16 protein-coding genes are annotated in these 14940 nt (G+C 63.9%); 6 read left to right on the forward strand and 10 right to left on the reverse strand.

Annotated elements, in window-relative coordinates:
- Positions 1-108: 108 nt before the first annotated feature.
- Complete coding sequence (locus tag AC6H34_RS22005; RefSeq protein WP_497540223.1) at positions 109-582, reverse strand: DUF2269 family protein; 474 nt, start codon at positions 580-582, stop codon at positions 109-111.
- On the reverse strand, positions 579-1871 hold the full coding sequence (locus AC6H34_RS22010) for an SDR family oxidoreductase (RefSeq protein WP_497540224.1): 1293 nt from the start codon (positions 1869-1871) through the stop codon (positions 579-581). The genes AC6H34_RS22005 and AC6H34_RS22010 overlap by 4 nt, the downstream gene beginning before the upstream one ends.
- 186 nt (positions 1872-2057) lie before the next feature.
- Between AC6H34_RS22010 and AC6H34_RS22015 the strand changes: the two genes are divergently transcribed.
- Positions 2058-2804 (forward strand): class I SAM-dependent methyltransferase, encoded by a 747-nt coding sequence (locus AC6H34_RS22015; RefSeq protein ID WP_497540225.1) that lies wholly within the window; start codon positions 2058-2060, stop codon positions 2802-2804.
- Positions 2805-2824: 20 nt separating this feature from the next.
- On the opposite strand, the gene AC6H34_RS22020 is transcribed toward AC6H34_RS22015, so the two are convergent.
- Both AC6H34_RS22020 and AC6H34_RS22025 read right to left on the reverse strand, forming a co-directional pair.
- On the reverse strand, positions 2825-3520 hold the full coding sequence (locus AC6H34_RS22020; protein ID WP_448147095.1) for a helix-turn-helix transcriptional regulator: 696 nt from the start codon (positions 3518-3520) through the stop codon (positions 2825-2827).
- A gap of 90 nt (positions 3521-3610) precedes the next feature.
- Positions 3611-4510: a hypothetical protein gene (locus tag AC6H34_RS22025; protein WP_497540226.1), complete on the reverse strand. Its 900-nt coding sequence runs from the start codon at positions 4508-4510 to the stop codon at positions 3611-3613.
- A 144-nt stretch (positions 4511-4654) separates the two neighbouring features.
- Between AC6H34_RS22025 and AC6H34_RS22030 the strand changes: the two genes are divergently transcribed.
- Genes AC6H34_RS22030 through AC6H34_RS22045 form a run of 4 tightly spaced genes read left to right on the forward strand, consistent with a single transcriptional unit; the run spans position 4655 to position 8290 of the window.
- Positions 4655-5110, forward strand: coding sequence for a MarR family winged helix-turn-helix transcriptional regulator (locus AC6H34_RS22030; RefSeq protein ID WP_448147097.1), 456 nt, complete (start codon positions 4655-4657; stop codon positions 5108-5110).
- A gap of 2 nt (positions 5111-5112) precedes the next feature.
- Positions 5113-7197 (forward strand): FUSC family protein, encoded by a 2085-nt coding sequence (locus AC6H34_RS22035; protein ID WP_497541256.1) that lies wholly within the window; start codon positions 5113-5115, stop codon positions 7195-7197.
- The gene (locus tag AC6H34_RS22040) at positions 7194-7403 is read left to right on the forward strand and encodes a DUF1656 domain-containing protein (RefSeq protein ID WP_448147098.1); all 210 of its coding nucleotides are present in this window, start codon (positions 7194-7196) and stop codon (positions 7401-7403) included. Before AC6H34_RS22035 ends, AC6H34_RS22040 begins: the two co-directional genes overlap by 4 nt.
- Positions 7400-8290: an efflux RND transporter periplasmic adaptor subunit gene (locus tag AC6H34_RS22045; protein ID WP_497540227.1), complete on the forward strand. Its 891-nt coding sequence runs from the start codon at positions 7400-7402 to the stop codon at positions 8288-8290. The genes AC6H34_RS22040 and AC6H34_RS22045 overlap by 4 nt, the downstream gene beginning before the upstream one ends.
- 77 nt (positions 8291-8367) lie before the next feature.
- Here AC6H34_RS22045 and AC6H34_RS22050 read toward each other — a convergent pair whose 3' ends face one another.
- A complete protein-coding gene (locus AC6H34_RS22050) occupies positions 8368-9471 on the reverse strand; it encodes a DNA topoisomerase IB (protein WP_497540228.1) in 1104 nt (367 codons plus the stop codon).
- 118 nt (positions 9472-9589) lie between these two features.
- Here AC6H34_RS22050 and AC6H34_RS22055 point away from each other — a divergent pair, with 118 nt between their 5' ends.
- Complete coding sequence (locus AC6H34_RS22055; protein WP_448147101.1) at positions 9590-9775, forward strand: hypothetical protein; 186 nt, start codon at positions 9590-9592, stop codon at positions 9773-9775.
- 10 nt (positions 9776-9785) lie between these two features.
- Here the strand turns inward: AC6H34_RS22055 and AC6H34_RS22060 are convergent, their stop codons facing one another.
- The 5 genes from AC6H34_RS22060 to AC6H34_RS22080 all read right to left on the reverse strand — a co-directional run bounded on the left by AC6H34_RS22060 (position 9786) and on the right by AC6H34_RS22080 (position 14687).
- Positions 9786-10208 carry a secondary thiamine-phosphate synthase enzyme YjbQ gene (locus tag AC6H34_RS22060; RefSeq protein ID WP_497541257.1) on the reverse strand — a complete coding sequence of 141 codons (423 nt, stop codon included), beginning with the start codon at positions 10206-10208 and terminating at the stop codon, positions 9786-9788.
- A gap of 51 nt (positions 10209-10259) precedes the next feature.
- Complete coding sequence (locus tag AC6H34_RS22065) at positions 10260-11873, reverse strand: MFS transporter (RefSeq protein ID WP_448147102.1); 1614 nt, start codon at positions 11871-11873, stop codon at positions 10260-10262.
- Complete coding sequence (locus tag AC6H34_RS22070) at positions 11870-13009, reverse strand: HlyD family secretion protein (RefSeq protein WP_448147103.1); 1140 nt, start codon at positions 13007-13009, stop codon at positions 11870-11872. The genes AC6H34_RS22065 and AC6H34_RS22070 overlap by 4 nt, the downstream gene beginning before the upstream one ends.
- Before the next feature lie 222 nt (positions 13010-13231).
- Positions 13232-13843 carry a LuxR C-terminal-related transcriptional regulator gene (locus AC6H34_RS22075; protein WP_448147104.1) on the reverse strand — a complete coding sequence of 204 codons (612 nt, stop codon included), beginning with the start codon at positions 13841-13843 and terminating at the stop codon, positions 13232-13234.
- Positions 13844-14522: 679 nt separating this feature from the next.
- Complete coding sequence (locus AC6H34_RS22080; protein ID WP_497540229.1) at positions 14523-14687, reverse strand: hypothetical protein; 165 nt, start codon at positions 14685-14687, stop codon at positions 14523-14525.
- Positions 14688-14940: the final 253 nt, after the last annotated feature.

Consider the following 14940-nt stretch of genomic DNA (forward strand, 5'->3'; position numbering starts at 1 on the left):
TCCTGACCAAAGGTCGGTTTCGTGAGCCGCCATCAGGCCGAACGATCGTCTGAATTATAAGCGGGTATATGCCCGTAAATTATATGCTGCAAGCGGTCCGGCAGGTTCCTAGCCGAATTGCGGCTTGGAGAGCATGAGCCAGAGGATGCCGAGCACTGCACCGAAGGCTGGGAAGCCGCAGGCAAACCAGATGCGAAAAAGGCTGTAATAGTCTGCAGGCAAAGAGGATTTTTCTCTGACTGCCTGGCGCGCGAGATCGCGCATCCTGACCTGTATGACGACCACCGGCAGCCAGAACAGCCCGGTGAGCGCGTAGAGAGCCAGCGAGGCGAGTATCCATCCCGAGTCCATCGGCCAGCCGATCTCAAGGGCGAGCATCGCGCCGGTGATCGGCTGGGCCACCACGGCTGAAGCCGTGAAGACGAGATCGGCGATCACCACCGCGCCGGCGACATGGGCAATGATCTTCGGATCGCCCGTGCGATGCGCCATGAGCATGAAGAAGGCGATCCCGGCGCCTGTACCGAGGAGCACGGTGGCGCCGATCACATGCAGCCACAGGAGAAACGCGGCAAAGGTCATCTCGCATCCCTGATGGCGAGTGCGACGAGGGCAAGCACCGCCGCCGGCAGGGTCTTGACGAAGGGGCCTAGCGGGTCGAGCCATAGGTCCGGGGTGAACAAGGTGCCAGCCAGCAGATAGAAGGCGGTCACCCCGACCATGCCGATGCAGGCGGCAGGCATGGTGCGGCGGCATAGCATTCCCGCTCCGAGCGCTATATCGACCAGCGCGCCGCCGTGGACGGCAAGACCTGCGACACCCGCTGAAAAGCCGCGGCTGGTGAGAACTGCCGTCGCCACGTCATAATGGATCAAGCCGATGATTCCGGAGGCGAGCCAGAACAGGCCAAGTGTCAGGATGATGATCGGCTTCAGCAGGAAGAGATGGGCGAACCAGCGGCTTCTGGCCGAGCCGTCCATCACGGCGAGGATCTCCGGCAGCGGTTTGCGGGAGCGGCCGGTCGCTGCCGCCAGTGGCCTGGGATCGCCGTCGATGCCCGCCAGGATCTGTCGCAGCGACGTGGTGCGAAGCGGCGGCCGCCAGCCCAGCCAACTCGCGGCATCGCCCAACCGGAAGAGCAGGCCAAGGAGCCAAGGCGGCAGAGGCAACGGCCGCGCCGGCGGGAAGCCCAGGCGGCTGCGAATGTGCCCGACGATATCAGCGAGGCCGTGGGGCTCGTCTTCGACGAGATCATAGATCCGCCGGGTGGGTATTTTTCCTTCGGCCGCCGCCACGACAATGCCTGCGACCTCGTCCAGAGCCACCGACCGGATCGAGGGAACTGGCGGCAGGGGCGAGAAGAAGGGAAGGCCGGCGAGGGCATGCAGCAGGGCGCTGCCGCCATAGGCCTGCGCACCCAGGACGAGGCCGGGACGCAGGATCGTCCACTCCAGGTCCGATGCCTGCAGCGCTTCGTCGGCCATGCCCTTCGAGCGCATGAAGACGGTCTCGGCATCCGCCGAGGCCCCTGCCGCCGAGATCTGCACGAAGCGTGGAACACCTGCTTCCGCGCAGGCCTGGAATAGCGCGACCATCGCGAGCGACTGCGTGACCATCACATCGTCGCCCGGGCCGTCCTGCAGCACCCCGGCGGCGTTGACGACCGCATCGATGCCCTCGATCAGCGGCAGCCAGGCCTGCGCCGAGACGAGTTCCTTGAGGTCGTGCCGCAGCCAACGGGCGCGAGGCTGGCGCAGTCTCGCCTGGGCGACCGAGCGGCCGAGCCCCGTAACCTCATGGCCGGCCGCCAGCAGGGCCGAAACGACAGCCGAACCGATGAAGCCGTAGCCGCCGGGAACGAGAACGCGCATGGGAGCCCTTTGCCTTGTTTGGGGTGCAGAGGCAAGGAGCGAACCGCCGAGGTAGCTCTTCGCAGCACTCGCGGGAAACATCCGGCGGCGACGTACGGAAATCTCGACCTTGCCATCAAAACGTCATTTCGCATTCCCAAAGTCGGCAATTGTTTCAAGGTTGATATTGACGATGGAGTTTCAAGGGTGAGCCGCTTTGCCTCGACAGTTGATTTCTACGAACGCTTTCGGGCGCCGTATCCCGCAGCCTTCTTCGAGAAGATCGTTTCGGCACTCGGCATCACGCCCGAAACCTCGCTCATCGATCTGGGCACCGGTCCGGGACTGATCGCCCTCGGGTTTGCGCCCTATGCCGGTCCCGTTACGGCGGTGGATCCCGAGCCCGCCATGCTCGCCCTCGCGCGACAGGCTTCGGCGAGGGCCGCCCGCCCGATCACCCTCATCGAAGGCACGGCCGAATCTCTTCCTGCGGATGCGGGAGCCTTTGATGTCGTCACGATCGGCCGTGCCTTGCACTGGATGGATCCAGGGCCGACCAAGGTCGTTCTTTCGCGGCTCGTGGCGCCCGGCGGCGCCATCGCCGTCTGTGCTTCGAGTACGGCCAGGGACGGCCGCAACAAATGGCGCGACGCCTATGATGCCCTGCGCGTGCGCTGGGGCCAGGCCAAGCCGGATCGGTCCCACATCGACCTGCCGGCCTTCTTCGCCGGGACACGTTTTGCGGTGAGCGAGAAGATCGTGGTCCTGACCGAACAGACCATTCCCGCCGAGGATCTGGTCCAGCGCATCCTTTCATTTTCCTCGACCTCGCCCGCCATTCTGGGGGACAGGATCGAGGCGGCACTGGACGAGGGCCGCGAGGTGCTGGCGCCTTTCAGCGAGAACGGGATGATCACCGAGACGGTGGAGAGCACGGCCACGATCATTCGATGAACAGGGCAGGCCTTCCGGGATCAGCGGTCGTCACGATGCAGGCGCGCCGATCGCCACGCCTTGACCAGGGCTGACCGGTAGCCGGGATAACGCTCGCCCGTTTCCTCGGCGGTGGCGATGCGATCGGTCCGAAAATGGCGAAAGTCCTGGCGCAGTTCGCACCAGGCCGCCAGCATGCGCACCTCTTCCATGAAGCCGAGCGCGATCGGCCAGACCACGCGCGACGAGGGTTGCCCCGCAAGATCGCGATAGGTGATACGCAGCTTTGCTTGGGCCCGGATGGCAGAGCGATAGGCCTTCAACTCGACCGGTTCATCGGGATATCGTCGCAAGGGAGGTCCCGGATGGGCGACGGGATTTTGCGCCGTCTCGCGCATCGCCGGTGGCAGAACCGCCTCGATCTTCGCGAGGGCGTCGTGGGCTGCCTGGCTGAGAACGGGGTCTCCCCGCTGATCGACATAGCGCAGGCCGAGGACGATCGCCTCGGTCTCGTCGGCCGACAGCATCAAGGGCGGCAGGAAGAGGCCTGGCCGCAGAACATAGCCGACTCCGGCCTCTCCATAGATCGGAGCCCCCTGGGCCACCAATTCGGCGATGTCCCGGTAAAGTGTTCGCTCGGACACCTCGAGTTCGGCTGCCAGAGAGGCGGCGGTTGCCGGCAAGTGCTTGCCGCGCAGGATCTGGAGCAAAGTGAGAAGGCGGCTTGTCCTCGCCATGGCAGAGATATCCGGTTGAGCGGGCTATTCTATCGCATGTGCTGACGGAAAATGTCAGGAGAGGCGAACGGTTGCGTCGAGGGAGAGTCCTCAGTTCGTGCCTCCGGCGGCACGAGTCGCGCGGGCCCGCTCCGAGGAACGGGTCTTGCGGCGTTCCTCGCGCAATTCATCCAGGGTGGGAGACCACCAGCCGCGCGCCAGCTCGCGTTCGCTCGGTGGCCAGTGAGACGGCCAGGCCGCAACCAGTTCCGCGTGGGTCGGTTTGTGCCACAGGCCCCAGACCAGCGTCCCCATCCCCGTCGCTATGCCCGGGTAAAAGCGGCTGACGATGGCGTCCTCCGCAATTTCCCCGGTGACGTCGATGAACAGGACGGCCCCGTGGATCGTCATGACGATGCGGTCGGGTGGCGGCAGATCACCTGCGGGCACGGGGTAGCGATGGCGTCGCCGTTCGCTAGCCTGCACCTTTGCCTCCTCGTGCTCGGCCGTGCCCCGCCGTTCCTCGTGGCGCCTTCGCCGTGTCTCCGGTTCATTGCGCCGGGCGGCTTCCTCGATTGCCGGCCAAAACCGGCTGAGTTCGTGCCACGAGCGATAAGGGACACGCCAGGCCTTCATCTCCTCGTCCCACCGGGCCCAGGGGACCTTGCGCAGTTCCTCGATGATGGTCCGGGAGTAGGGCGTGCGGATCTCGATATCGTCCCGCGCGGCCAGATACGGGCTCTCAATCGGTTCGAACCGAAAGGCATCCCGGCCGCGCTCGTCCGCGTAAGCAAGCACCGAACCGAGTTCGCGATCCAGCCAGCGGTCGAGACGCGAAACCGCCCGGACGCCGGGCACGAACCAGGCTTTCAGGTCGTCACGCCAGCGGGCGCGCGGAAAGGCGGCGCGAAAGCGCTCCACCGTCATGCGGTCATAGGGAAAGACAGTGGTTGCCCCGACCTTCCCACCTTCGGCGGGCTTAACTTCGAAGCCTTGCGGGTTACGACTCATACCGGATGTCCTCCAGTCCGACGAGAAGGGGACTGCCGAAGGCTTTGTATTGCAACGATGAAATTCCCTGCACCGTTCCTGCGCTTCCAGGCGCTCGCGGAGTTTTGATTGCATGCTTTTAATTAGGATGCTAATTATTAGCTCATGAACAAAATCGACTCCCTCCTCTTCACGCTCACCAGCAAGACGCAGCAAGTCGGGCGCCAATGGCGGCGGCTCGTCCGCGATATCGTCACGGCCCATGGCATATCCGAGGCCTGCGCCGTGCCGTTGATCACCATCGGGCGCAGCGGCGGCGGCATAAACCAGATAGCGGTGGCGGATGAGATCGGCATCGAGGGCGCTTCCCTGGTGCGCCTGCTCGACCAGCTCTGTGCCAACGGCCTGATCGAACGGCGCGAAGGCATCGACCGGCGTTCCAAGACATTGTGGCTCACGCCGCTGGGCGAAGAGGTGACGCTGCAGATCGAGAGCGAACTCGTCGCGCTGCGCAGCAGGGTGCTCGGCCATCTCGGCCAGAGCGATATCGAGGCTACCCTTCGCGTCTTCGCGGCGATCGAGCAGGCGGTTGTCCGCCAGCAGGAGGAGGCAGTCTCGTGACGATGGGCCTCTCCCTGCCGAGCTGGCGCGAATGGCTCTTCTCCCTGAAGGCCTTCATCGCCGCGATGCTGGCGCTCTATATCGCGCTCGCCGCCGGGCTGGAGCGTCCCTATTGGGCCATGGCGGCCGTCTACGTCGTCGCCAACCCCCTCTCCGGCGCAACCACGTCCAAGGCTCTCTACCGCGCACTCGGCACCTTCATCGGTGCAGCGGGTTCGGTGCTTCTGCTTCCCGTCTTCGCGACCGCTCCGGAGCTCTTCATCATCGTGATCGGCCTGTGGACCGGCCTGTTCCTGTTCGTGTCGCTGCTCGACCGGACGCCGCGCGGCTATGTCTTCATGCTGGCGGGCTACAGCCTGCCGCTGATCGCCCTGCCAGCGGTCAACGCGCCCGGCACCATCTTCGATGTCGCCGTTGCCCGTTCGGAAGAGATCACGCTCGGCATCGTTTGCGCTGCAGTGGTCAACTCGCTGTTTTTCCCGACGCGGGTCGGTCCCGTGCTGGGCGCCCAGGTCGAACGCTGGTTGCGCGATGCCGGCGCCTGGGCCGGGTCGCTCCTGCGCGGCGAGCACGGGCTCGGGGCGTCGCTGGAACGCCAGCGTCTTGCCGCCGACATCCGCAGCATGGACATGCTCATCAGCCAACTCGGCTATGACGCCGCCAATCGCGACACGGTTCGCGCCGCTCACGAGTTGCGCGGACGCATGGCGTTGCTTCTGCCGATCCTTTCGTCCCTGGACGATCGCGTCGCCGCCCTGCGGGAGGTCGGTGCGGACACGGCTGAATTCGAGGCCTTGAGGCGGGACGTCCAGGCTTGGATGCTCTCGCCGGCCGAGCAGACGAGCCATGCGGTCGACGATCTTGAGGGACGGATCGCCGCTCTCGAACCAAGCGGTGAGCGCGGCACGCAATGGGACGGCCTCCTTCTTTCGAGCGCGCTCGAACGGCTCAGGGAACTCGTGGACCTCTGGGAGGATTGCCGCCAGCTCAAACGCAGGATCGAACTCGGCGACCGCGCCGGCAAATGGAGGCCTGCCTTCCGTTCCCGGAGAACCGTCGGCAAGGCGCGCCATTACGACTTCGCCCTGCTCGTCTTCTCGGCGGGTTCCGTGGTGCTCGCCACGATCCTTGCCGGCTTCCTCTGGATTGGCACGGGATGGAGCGAAGGTGCCGGCTGCGTGATCATGACGGCGGTCGGCTGCTCCTTCTTCGCGGCCATCGACGATCCGGCCAGCCAGATTCGCAGCTTCACGCTGTGGATGGCGGTGAGCGTGGGTGCTTCCGCGGTCTATCTCTTCGCGCTGCTGCCGCTGGCGCACGATTTCGTCGGCCTGGTGGTTATGTTCGCGATCCCCTTCATCTTCGTCGGTACGCTGGTATCGAGGCCGCAATTCACCATGATCGCCATGCTGCTGGCAGTGAACACGGCGTCCTTCGTCGGCCTCCAGGCCAACTACAGCGCCGACTTCGACAGCTTCATCAACGGCAACATCGCCTCGGTGGCGGGCGGTGTCTTTGCCCTGGCCTGGACCTTGGCGACCCGTCCCTTCGGTGCAGCCTTCGTGGCGCGGCGCCTGATCAGGGCAGGGTGGGCCGACATTGCCGCCACCTCGCGCGGAGGGCGCAACGAGGATCCGGATCGTTTCGCCGGCCGTGTCTTCGACCGGCTCGGCCAGCTCGTGCCGCGCCTGGCTGCCGACGAGACCGGGAACATCGCGGCCGCCGATCTCCTCCAGGAATTGCGGGTGGGCATCAACGTGCTCGACCTGCAGCGCGTGCGGAGAAGCCTTCCGGCGTCCCAGGAGCGGCTGCTCCAGGAGGTTCTGGACACCGTCGCCCATCTCTATGCCGAGTGCGCGGCCAGCGGGAAGCCAGTGGCGCCCTATGCCCAGCTCCTGGCTTCGATCGACGCGGCGTTGGCGGAGATCACACAGCGGATGCCGGAAGGAGCGAACAGGCGCCGGGTGCTGCAGGCCTTCGTGGGCCTGCGGCGCGGCCTGTTCGCCGATGCTCCGCCGCCCGTAACCCTGGTGCCGGCAGGGGCCGGTGCCGTGTCCCCACAAGCTGAATTGGAACTCGCCTCATGAATGCGGACATCGATATTTTCGGCGTCTATGTGCCGAGCCTCATGGTTCTCGCACTCGCCGCCATCGCCATCGATCTCTTCGCCCGGACCGTGCTCGCCAAGGCAGGCTTCTATCGCCTCGTCTGGCATCGCTCGCTGTTCGATCTCGCCTTGTTCGTCATAGTCCTGAGTGGACTCTTCTCCTTGTCTCAACGGTTCGTGTCGTGAAACGCTTTTTTGCCTCGGTGGGGCGCGTCCTCATCACTCTCATCATCGTCGTCATCGCAGCTGGTACCGGCTGGCGGCTTTGGGACTACTATATGAACGATCCCTGGACCCGGGACGGCCATGTGCGGGCCGACATCATCGGCGTGACGCCCGATGTTTCCGGTCTCGTCAGCGAGGTGCTGGTGCATGACAACCAGGCCGTCCATCACGGCGACGTCCTGCTGAGAATCGACGGCAAGCGCTTCGAGCTTGCGCTGGAACAGGCCGATGCGGCAGTAGCCGGGGCGAAGGCCACGTTGGCCCAGGCCCAGCGGGATTTCGCCCGCTACAGCGAACTCGGCAAGGATGTGACCTCCGCGCAGAAGATCGAGCAGGCACAGGCGGCCCAGGACGTGGCCGCCGCCAGCTATGCGCAGGCCGTCGCCAACCAGGGCGTCGCGCGCCTCAATCTGGAGAGGTCAGAGATCAAGGCTCCCGCGAACGGCGTCATCACCAATCTCGATCTCAACGAGGGCGACTACGTCAATGCCGGCAAGGCCGTGATGGCGCTGCTCGACACCGATACATTGCGCGTGGAAGGCTATTTCGAGGAAACCAAGCTTCCGCGCATCGCGGTGGGCGATCCCGTGGATATCCATCTGATGGGCCAGCCTGCCACGATCACGGGACATGTCGAGAGCATCGCCGGTGGTATCGAGGATCGCGAGCGCAGCGATGGCTCAAAACTGCTTGCGAACATCAATCCTACGTTCTCATGGGTGCGCCTGGCTCAGCGCGTGCCCATCCGCATCGCCCTCGACAAGATACCGGACGGCGTGAGCCTCGTTGCGGGCCAGACGGCGACGGTGATGGTCAAGTCTCCGGCTCCCGCGACGGCGCGCCTGTGACGAGAATGCCGGACGCCTCGGCGGGCGCCGGCATTCTCTGGGACACCAGCGGGGGAACGGGCATCCGGACTTGGCTGTCAAACCGCTGGCCCAGCCCTTTGTTCCGCAGATCTGGCCGCGAGCCTGCGATGAAGCAGCGCCAGTACCGCGGCTTCCTCCGGCTGCAGCCGAGGAAGGTCTTCCTTCAGTTCCCGCGCCGCCTCCGATCGGATGTTCAGCATGAGATCGCCGTCGAGATAGACGTTGAGGATTTCGGGGTGCACGTAGCACTTCCGGCAGATTGCCGGGGTGTTTCCAAGCCTCGCCGCCACCGTCTCGATGGCTGCCTTGAGGTTGCGCTTGGCCTGGGCCTGGCTGTCGAAGCGTTCGAGTTCATTGAGGGCCAGCGCCGCCAGTATGGTGCCGGCCCAGGTGCGAAAATCCTTGGCCGAGATCTCCTCGCCGGAAATCTCATGCAGGTAGTCGTTGACGTCGGTCGAACTCACGCCATGGATCTCGCCATTGACGCTCCTGTACTGCAGGAGCTGCTGGCCGGGTAGTTCCTGGCAGGAGCGGATGATCCTTGCCACGCGTCGGTCCCTGATGCCGAGAGACCATTTCTTGCCGCTCTTGCCAGTGAATTGGAACCGCACCTCGCTGCCGTCCACCCTCGCATGCCGGTTCTTCAAAGTGGTCAACCCGAAGCTCTTGTTGTGGCGGGCATATTCGTCGTTACCGATCCGAATGAGCGTGCATTCGAGGAGATGTACCACGCTGGCCAGCACCTTCTCCCGACATAGCGAAGGCAATGCCATGTGTTCGTCCACCTTGCGGCGTATAGCGGGCAAGGCGCGGGCGAACGTCGCCATGTGCTCGAACTTGTTGGCCTCACGAAGCGCGCGAAACGCGGGGTGATAGCGATATTGCTTCCGCCCCTTCGCATCGCGGCCGGTAGCCTGGATATGGCCGCTGGAGAAGGGGGAGATCCAGACATCCGTCCACGCCGGCGGGAGGGCCAGCTTGTGGATACGGGTCAAGATCGCGCTTTCCCGGATGGGGGTGCCGTTTCGGCGGGTATAACGAAATCCCTTGCCGGCCCGGCGCCGATGGATCCCGGGCTCCTCGTCGCCGACATATCGAAGCCCCGCTTCCTCTGCGGCCAGTTCAATTTCGCTTGGGGGGTCTCGCAAGGCATCTGGCATCGGCTGGCTCCGGTGGTTGCCATGACTGGCCGGAATTCAACCCGCACCATGCCCACCGGTTCCGGCGTGCGGAACAATGGCCCGTCAACGGAGATTGTAGAGGAAACAGGAGGTTGCCATGTCCACTGTCGAGAAAGACAAGGTTCAGCCTGCTCCCCGCGAGGGCAGGGAGGAACCGGTTCGCATAACCGCGGACACCGCCAGGCAAGGCCCCGACGGGCATCGCGTCCTCTATGTGCTGCTCGGCGGTTTTGTCGGTGCGGCTCTCGCCTGCTTCATCCTCTTTGCGTTCTGGAGTTCCTGAGCGGTATTCGTCAGGCGCCGATGTGGAATACGATCTCCCTGCGATGGGGACGGTCTCGGTGCTCGAACAGATAGAGGCCCTGCCAGGTGCCCAGCAGGAGAGTTCCCCTGCCGATGGGAATGGACATCGAGGTCTGTGTCAGGGCTGACTTGATGTGCGCCGGCATATCGTCCGGGCCCTCCAGGCGATGCACGAGGTAGTGCATCGAAGCATCTGTCGCCGGAGGGACCAGTCGTGCGAAAAAAGCCTCGAGATCGGATTTAACATCCGGATCGGCATTTTCCTGGATGACGAGGGAGGCAGAGGTATGCCTTACGAAGGCCGTGAAGAGTCCCGTCTCCACCTTGGCGCGGCGGACGAATTCGTCGGCATGGCCCGTGATTTCGTAAAGGCCCTGGCCGGATGTCTGGATCGTGATTGCTGTCTGGGGCATGCGCCTTGATGGGCGCAGGGGCGCGGCGACGTCAAGCGTCATTGGGGCGCTTCAGGACGGCGAGGGCGACTTCTGCGGTCCAGGCAATATCGCGACGAGCAGCAGGCACAGGAAAGCGCCGACCGCTGCAGCGAGGAAGCCGTCTATGAAGGACAGCACCGCTGCCTGCTTGGAGACGGCGGACGCAAGGAGGCTCGTCGCCCTCCCGGCGACAACGGCAAGGTCCGAGGTGTGCGTCCCTACCGCATTGCGATAAGCCGCTAGGCGATCGGCGGTCAGGCTTGCCAAGCTGTCGACATGCAGGCCGATTAGATTTGAATGAACCTGCTCGCGCATACGCACGAAAGTTTGCATGAAGGCGGTACCGATTTCGCCGCCGAACAGGCGGCTGAGCTGCAGCAGGGCGCCTATGGTGAGCGCGTCGGCGGGATTGATGGCCTGCACGGCTAGCACGATCAGGGCCGTGAGTGCGAAAGACTGGCCGAGGGCCTGCAGGATCTGGGAGGCGAGGAAATCGTCCGTGGCCCAGAAACTGGTGAGTTGCGCCGCCATCAGGCAGGCAATGCCGACGCAAGTGGTGCCGATCGCCAGCACCCAGCGTCCGTCCACACGCTGCAGGATGTAGCCGAGCGGCAGTACGATGGCGAGCTGGGGAAGGGCGATCCAGAGCAGCACGGAGCCGACCTGCAGTTCCCGGAAATTCTGCACCGACTGCAGATAGGTCGGAATGATGTAGGCGGTGGAGAGGATGATGAAGCGAAAGCCCGCGAGCAGGAGCAGGATCAGCACGAGCTGGTGCCGCATCAGAATGCGCAGGTTGAGGAAGGGCTGACGCGAGACCCAGAGCTCCCTGACGACGAAGGCGGTCGTCACCAGCGCGCCGGAAATCAGCAGGCCATTCACCAGGCCGCTATTGGTCCAATCGAGCCGGTTGCCCTGGTCGAGACCTGCATAGAGCAGGCTGAAGCCCAAGCCAGCATAGGCGAGGCCCGGCCAGTCGAGGTGGTGCAGCAGCTCCGTCTTCACGTCCTCGCGAGGGATGCCGTACCACACACAGGCGAACATCAACGGCAGCATGCCGCAATACTGCCAGGTGATCCATCGCCAGGACAGGTTGTCGGCATACCAGCCCTCGAGCGAGGCGGCGACGTTCTGCGACAGCTCCGAGTTCATGGCGTAGACGGCAATGCCGTAGACCACGAGACGGGCAGGGAGGCTGCGAACGATGAAGCTGATGGTGAGCGGGATGAAGGTACCCGAGCCCACGCCCGCCAGGAACTGCATGGCGAGGAAGGCTTCCAGATTTGGTGAGAGCGGAGCCAGGAGGCTTGCCACGAACAGCAGGATGATGCCGAGCAGCAGCACGCGGCGCACGCCGAAGATAACGCCGAGATAGGGGCAGGACACGCCCACCAGCATCTGGCCCACGGCGAAGCTGGTGGTCATCCACGCTCCCTCGTCGAAGCCGAGATGGAGGCCGCCACGCAGGTCCGCCAGGCCGAAGCTGGTGACGCGGCTGCCGAGCGTGGACATGATCGCACCCAGCAGGACGCCGAGGATGCCGACATAGGGCCGCAGGCTGTCAGCGGTCAGGCGTGGGTGGAAATGCGAGATCGGGTGAAGGACCGCACCCACCGCCGTGATCGGAGCAAAATGCAACCTCATGGCTTGGTGGTCGCCGCCGCGGCCGCGCCGTCCAAGCCCTTGCTGCCGGTGTCTATGGTCGCGACGACCGACATGCCCGGCCGCACCAGTGTGCCGAGCGCGGGATTGCTGTCGAGGACGATCTTCACGGGTACGCGCTGCACGACCTTGGTGAAGTTGCCCGTTGCGTTGTCGGGAGGCAGCAGGGCGAAGGTGCTGCCCGTGCCGGGTGACCAGGCATCCACATGGCCGGTCAGCACAAGATCGGGAAAGGCGTCGACGGTCACCTTGGCGCTTTGGCCGAGGCGGACATTGGTCATCTGCGTTTCCTTGTAGTTCGCCGTCACCCAGATATTGGGGAGAGGTACCACGGCGATCACCTGCGTGCCCACGTTGACGAACTGGCCGGGGCGTACCTGGCGCTGGCCCAGCAGGCCATCGGCGGGGGAAAGGATGCGGGTGTAGCTCAGATTGTTGGTGGCGAGCGCCACCTGCGCCTCGGCCGCCTTGATCTGCGCCGTGACCTGCTGCTCCTGCACGTCGAGACCGGCGAGCAGCGCCTTCTGCTGGTCGAGCTGTGCCTCGTTCAGCGCCTTCTGCGCGACGGCACGCTTGGCGTTTGCATCGGCCTGTTCCACGAATTGCGGCGTGCCGGCGGTGCCGCCGGCGAGAAGGTCGCGCTGGCGCACGGCCTCGGCCTGATAACGTTCCACATCGGCTTCGGAGGCGGTGATGTTCGCGGATGCCTGGCGGATGAGCGCGTTCTGAACGTTTTTCTGGTTGGCGATGTTGGCGAGGCTGGCCTGCGACGCCGCCAGGTTGGCCTGCGCCAGTTCGAGCTGGGCCTGATAGTCGGCGGGATCGATGGTGGCGATGAGATCGCCCTTCTTCACCGTCTGGTAATCCTGGACGGCGACGCTCTGGACGTACCCCGAAACGCGAGCCGAGAGCGGCGTCACGTCGCCTGCGATGTAGGAATCGTCCGTGGTGGCGAGGCGCGCCGCGCCGGTCCAGCGGTTCCAATTGCCGGCTACATACCAGACCAGCCAGGCGGCAAGTATGAGGAAGCCGGCGCGCAGGGCGGGATAGAGCCAACGCGAAAGGCTGCTGCGGCGGGGAGGCTCGGAAGCTGGTGATTTCCCGAGGGCGTCAGACATCCCTACCTCCAAATGCGTAGCATACGCAGTCATTGATAGTGAATTCGCGAAATGAGTCCATGGGCCTGCCCATGATGGCACGGGGGCTGGCCCGTGTCCGGTCCGCGATGTCCGGCCACCCATGGCTGAACCGCCAGGGAAGGGCGAGAACGGGAGGCCCGATCGAGGGATCAACCGGGCCCTGGCGTATCGGAAGCAGCGAGCCTTGCGCCCGCCGCCGCACTACTGGCGCGGCGGCGTTTCACTGGGCAGCAGGAGCTCATTCGTCAGGAATGCGACTTCCGTGCGGTTCTTCGCCTTTATCTTGCGCATGATGTTGCGGATATGCACCTTCACGGTGCTCTCCGTCATGTTGAGCTTGTGCGCGATGATCTTGTTGGGCTCCCCCTTGCGCACGCAGGCGATGATTTCAAGCTGGCGCTCGGTGAAGTAGCTCTGACCCTCGCCCGCCTCCGACTGATCGGTCGGGGACGCCGGTGCCGGGCGAGCCGACAGCAAGCCGCTGGCAGGCACGAAGGTACCGCCTACATTGACGATGCGGATGGCTTCGATGGCGACGTCGAGGCTCAGACTCATCGTCACGAAACCGCGGGCACCCCTTTCGAGGGCGTTGACCATGGTTCCGGGACTGTCGATGTCGGACACGATGACGACGTTCGTGTCCGGATGCGCTGCGAGGAGTGTGTCGAGGTCGTGTTCGACCAGCAGATCCGTTGCTTCCCGTCCTCCTGCGCAGAGAAGAACGATCGCGGAGGTATCATGCGTGGAAGCGTCGATCCAGCGTTCGGCGCTGTCATAGCCTTCCGCTACGATATTTGCCTCCGATGCAGACAAGCATTGAGTGAGGCAATCACGCCAGAATGCTCGCCTGTCGATGACACAAACGGGGATCCTCAAGTAACGCTCTCCACCAATTGCCGAGCCAAGCTCAATATTCGGTGTCACGGCTTCCTCCTACCCCTTCACCATAGTTAGGCAAGGACTTCAAACTCGATGACAAATTGCCGCAACTTCGTTGATTGCGGCGGCCAATTGTTTTCTTTGTGGAGAAACATTGGCGCAGAGTTCGACAACCGCACCGTTTGGCTTTGGGAGGGGAGTGCCACTGTGGTTGAGCAGACCCTGCCAAGTTAAGGCGATGTGGTGACCTGACGATGTGGCTGCAAATCGTCGGAGCAATCTGTGCGGGTTTGCACATGGCTCTACTGCGAGCCCCGGACGCTGTAACCGGCGGGACAGCCAATTCCTCGGACTGGCCTTATGGCTGGGCGGTTTGGGATCTCTCGCTTTCGCTGCGCATCACTTGGGGACGCCATGCAGGGAGCGCCTGGTGGCATCCGTGCGACAGGCTGAACCAGGGTGACAGCGTCCGGTGACAAGAGACGTATAGCCGCAGTGCTGCCAATGACGTGATATCGAGGTCGCGGCAGAGGGATATCGGTGCCGACGCGGGCGATTCCCGGCGAGCGCCTCATGGCATGGTGAGGACCAGGTGCCCGAGGAAGGGAAGGCCTCAGACTGGCTTCACGGCGCCGGCCGCGTAGTTGGCCCAGTATGCCGTATTGACAATGCTGCGACCCTCGACCTCGATATCTCCATCGGCCGTCATGACGATCCTGACAGGGCCAAAGGCGACAAGGTCGATGGTGATGGCACCTGTTTCATCGTCAATCGTCAACGTAGATCTGTCAGTTTGTAGCTGTATCGCTTTATTCTGATCTTTTTCCATCGTTGCCAGGGCCCATTCTTGGTAAGGCGTAGTAGGGTTTTTCTACACGATACTAAACTCAACGTTCCTTCCCTTGCATCGAAGGCGACGTGAGAACTAGAGCGCTGCACGACTCCTTGGGAAATGCGCCCGGAATTTCAGGTTCCGGACATCTCAGTTTGGAGATTGAAAAAAATAATAAGGTACATTATCCGAGCATTGC

The organism is Labrys sp. ALF-8 (assembly GCF_059699065.1).

Coding starts and splice junctions, on each gene's coding strand:
- AC6H34_RS22005 (WP_497540223.1), bottom strand. CDS start 582: ATGACCTTTGCCGCGTTTCTCCTGTGGCTGCATGTGATCGGCGCCACC.
- AC6H34_RS22010 (WP_497540224.1), bottom strand. CDS start 1,871: ATGCGCGTTCTCGTTCCCGGCGGCTACGGCTTCATCGGTTCGGCTGTC.
- AC6H34_RS22020 (WP_448147095.1), bottom strand. CDS start 3,520: ATGGCGAGGACAAGCCGCCTTCTCACTTTGCTCCAGATCCTGCGCGGC.
- AC6H34_RS22025 (WP_497540226.1), bottom strand. CDS start 4,510: ATGAGTCGTAACCCGCAAGGCTTCGAAGTTAAGCCCGCCGAAGGTGGG.
- AC6H34_RS22030 (WP_448147097.1), top strand. CDS start 4,655: ATGAACAAAATCGACTCCCTCCTCTTCACGCTCACCAGCAAGACGCAG.
- AC6H34_RS22035 (WP_497541256.1), top strand. CDS start 5,113: ATGGGCCTCTCCCTGCCGAGCTGGCGCGAATGGCTCTTCTCCCTGAAG.
- AC6H34_RS22040 (WP_448147098.1), top strand. CDS start 7,194: ATGAATGCGGACATCGATATTTTCGGCGTCTATGTGCCGAGCCTCATG.
- AC6H34_RS22050 (WP_497540228.1), bottom strand. CDS start 9,471: ATGCCAGATGCCTTGCGAGACCCCCCAAGCGAAATTGAACTGGCCGCA.
- AC6H34_RS22055 (WP_448147101.1), top strand. CDS start 9,590: ATGTCCACTGTCGAGAAAGACAAGGTTCAGCCTGCTCCCCGCGAGGGC.
- AC6H34_RS22060 (WP_497541257.1), bottom strand. CDS start 10,208: ATGCCCCAGACAGCAATCACGATCCAGACATCCGGCCAGGGCCTTTAC.
- AC6H34_RS22065 (WP_448147102.1), bottom strand. CDS start 11,873: ATGAGGTTGCATTTTGCTCCGATCACGGCGGTGGGTGCGGTCCTTCAC.
- AC6H34_RS22070 (WP_448147103.1), bottom strand. CDS start 13,009: ATGTCTGACGCCCTCGGGAAATCACCAGCTTCCGAGCCTCCCCGCCGC.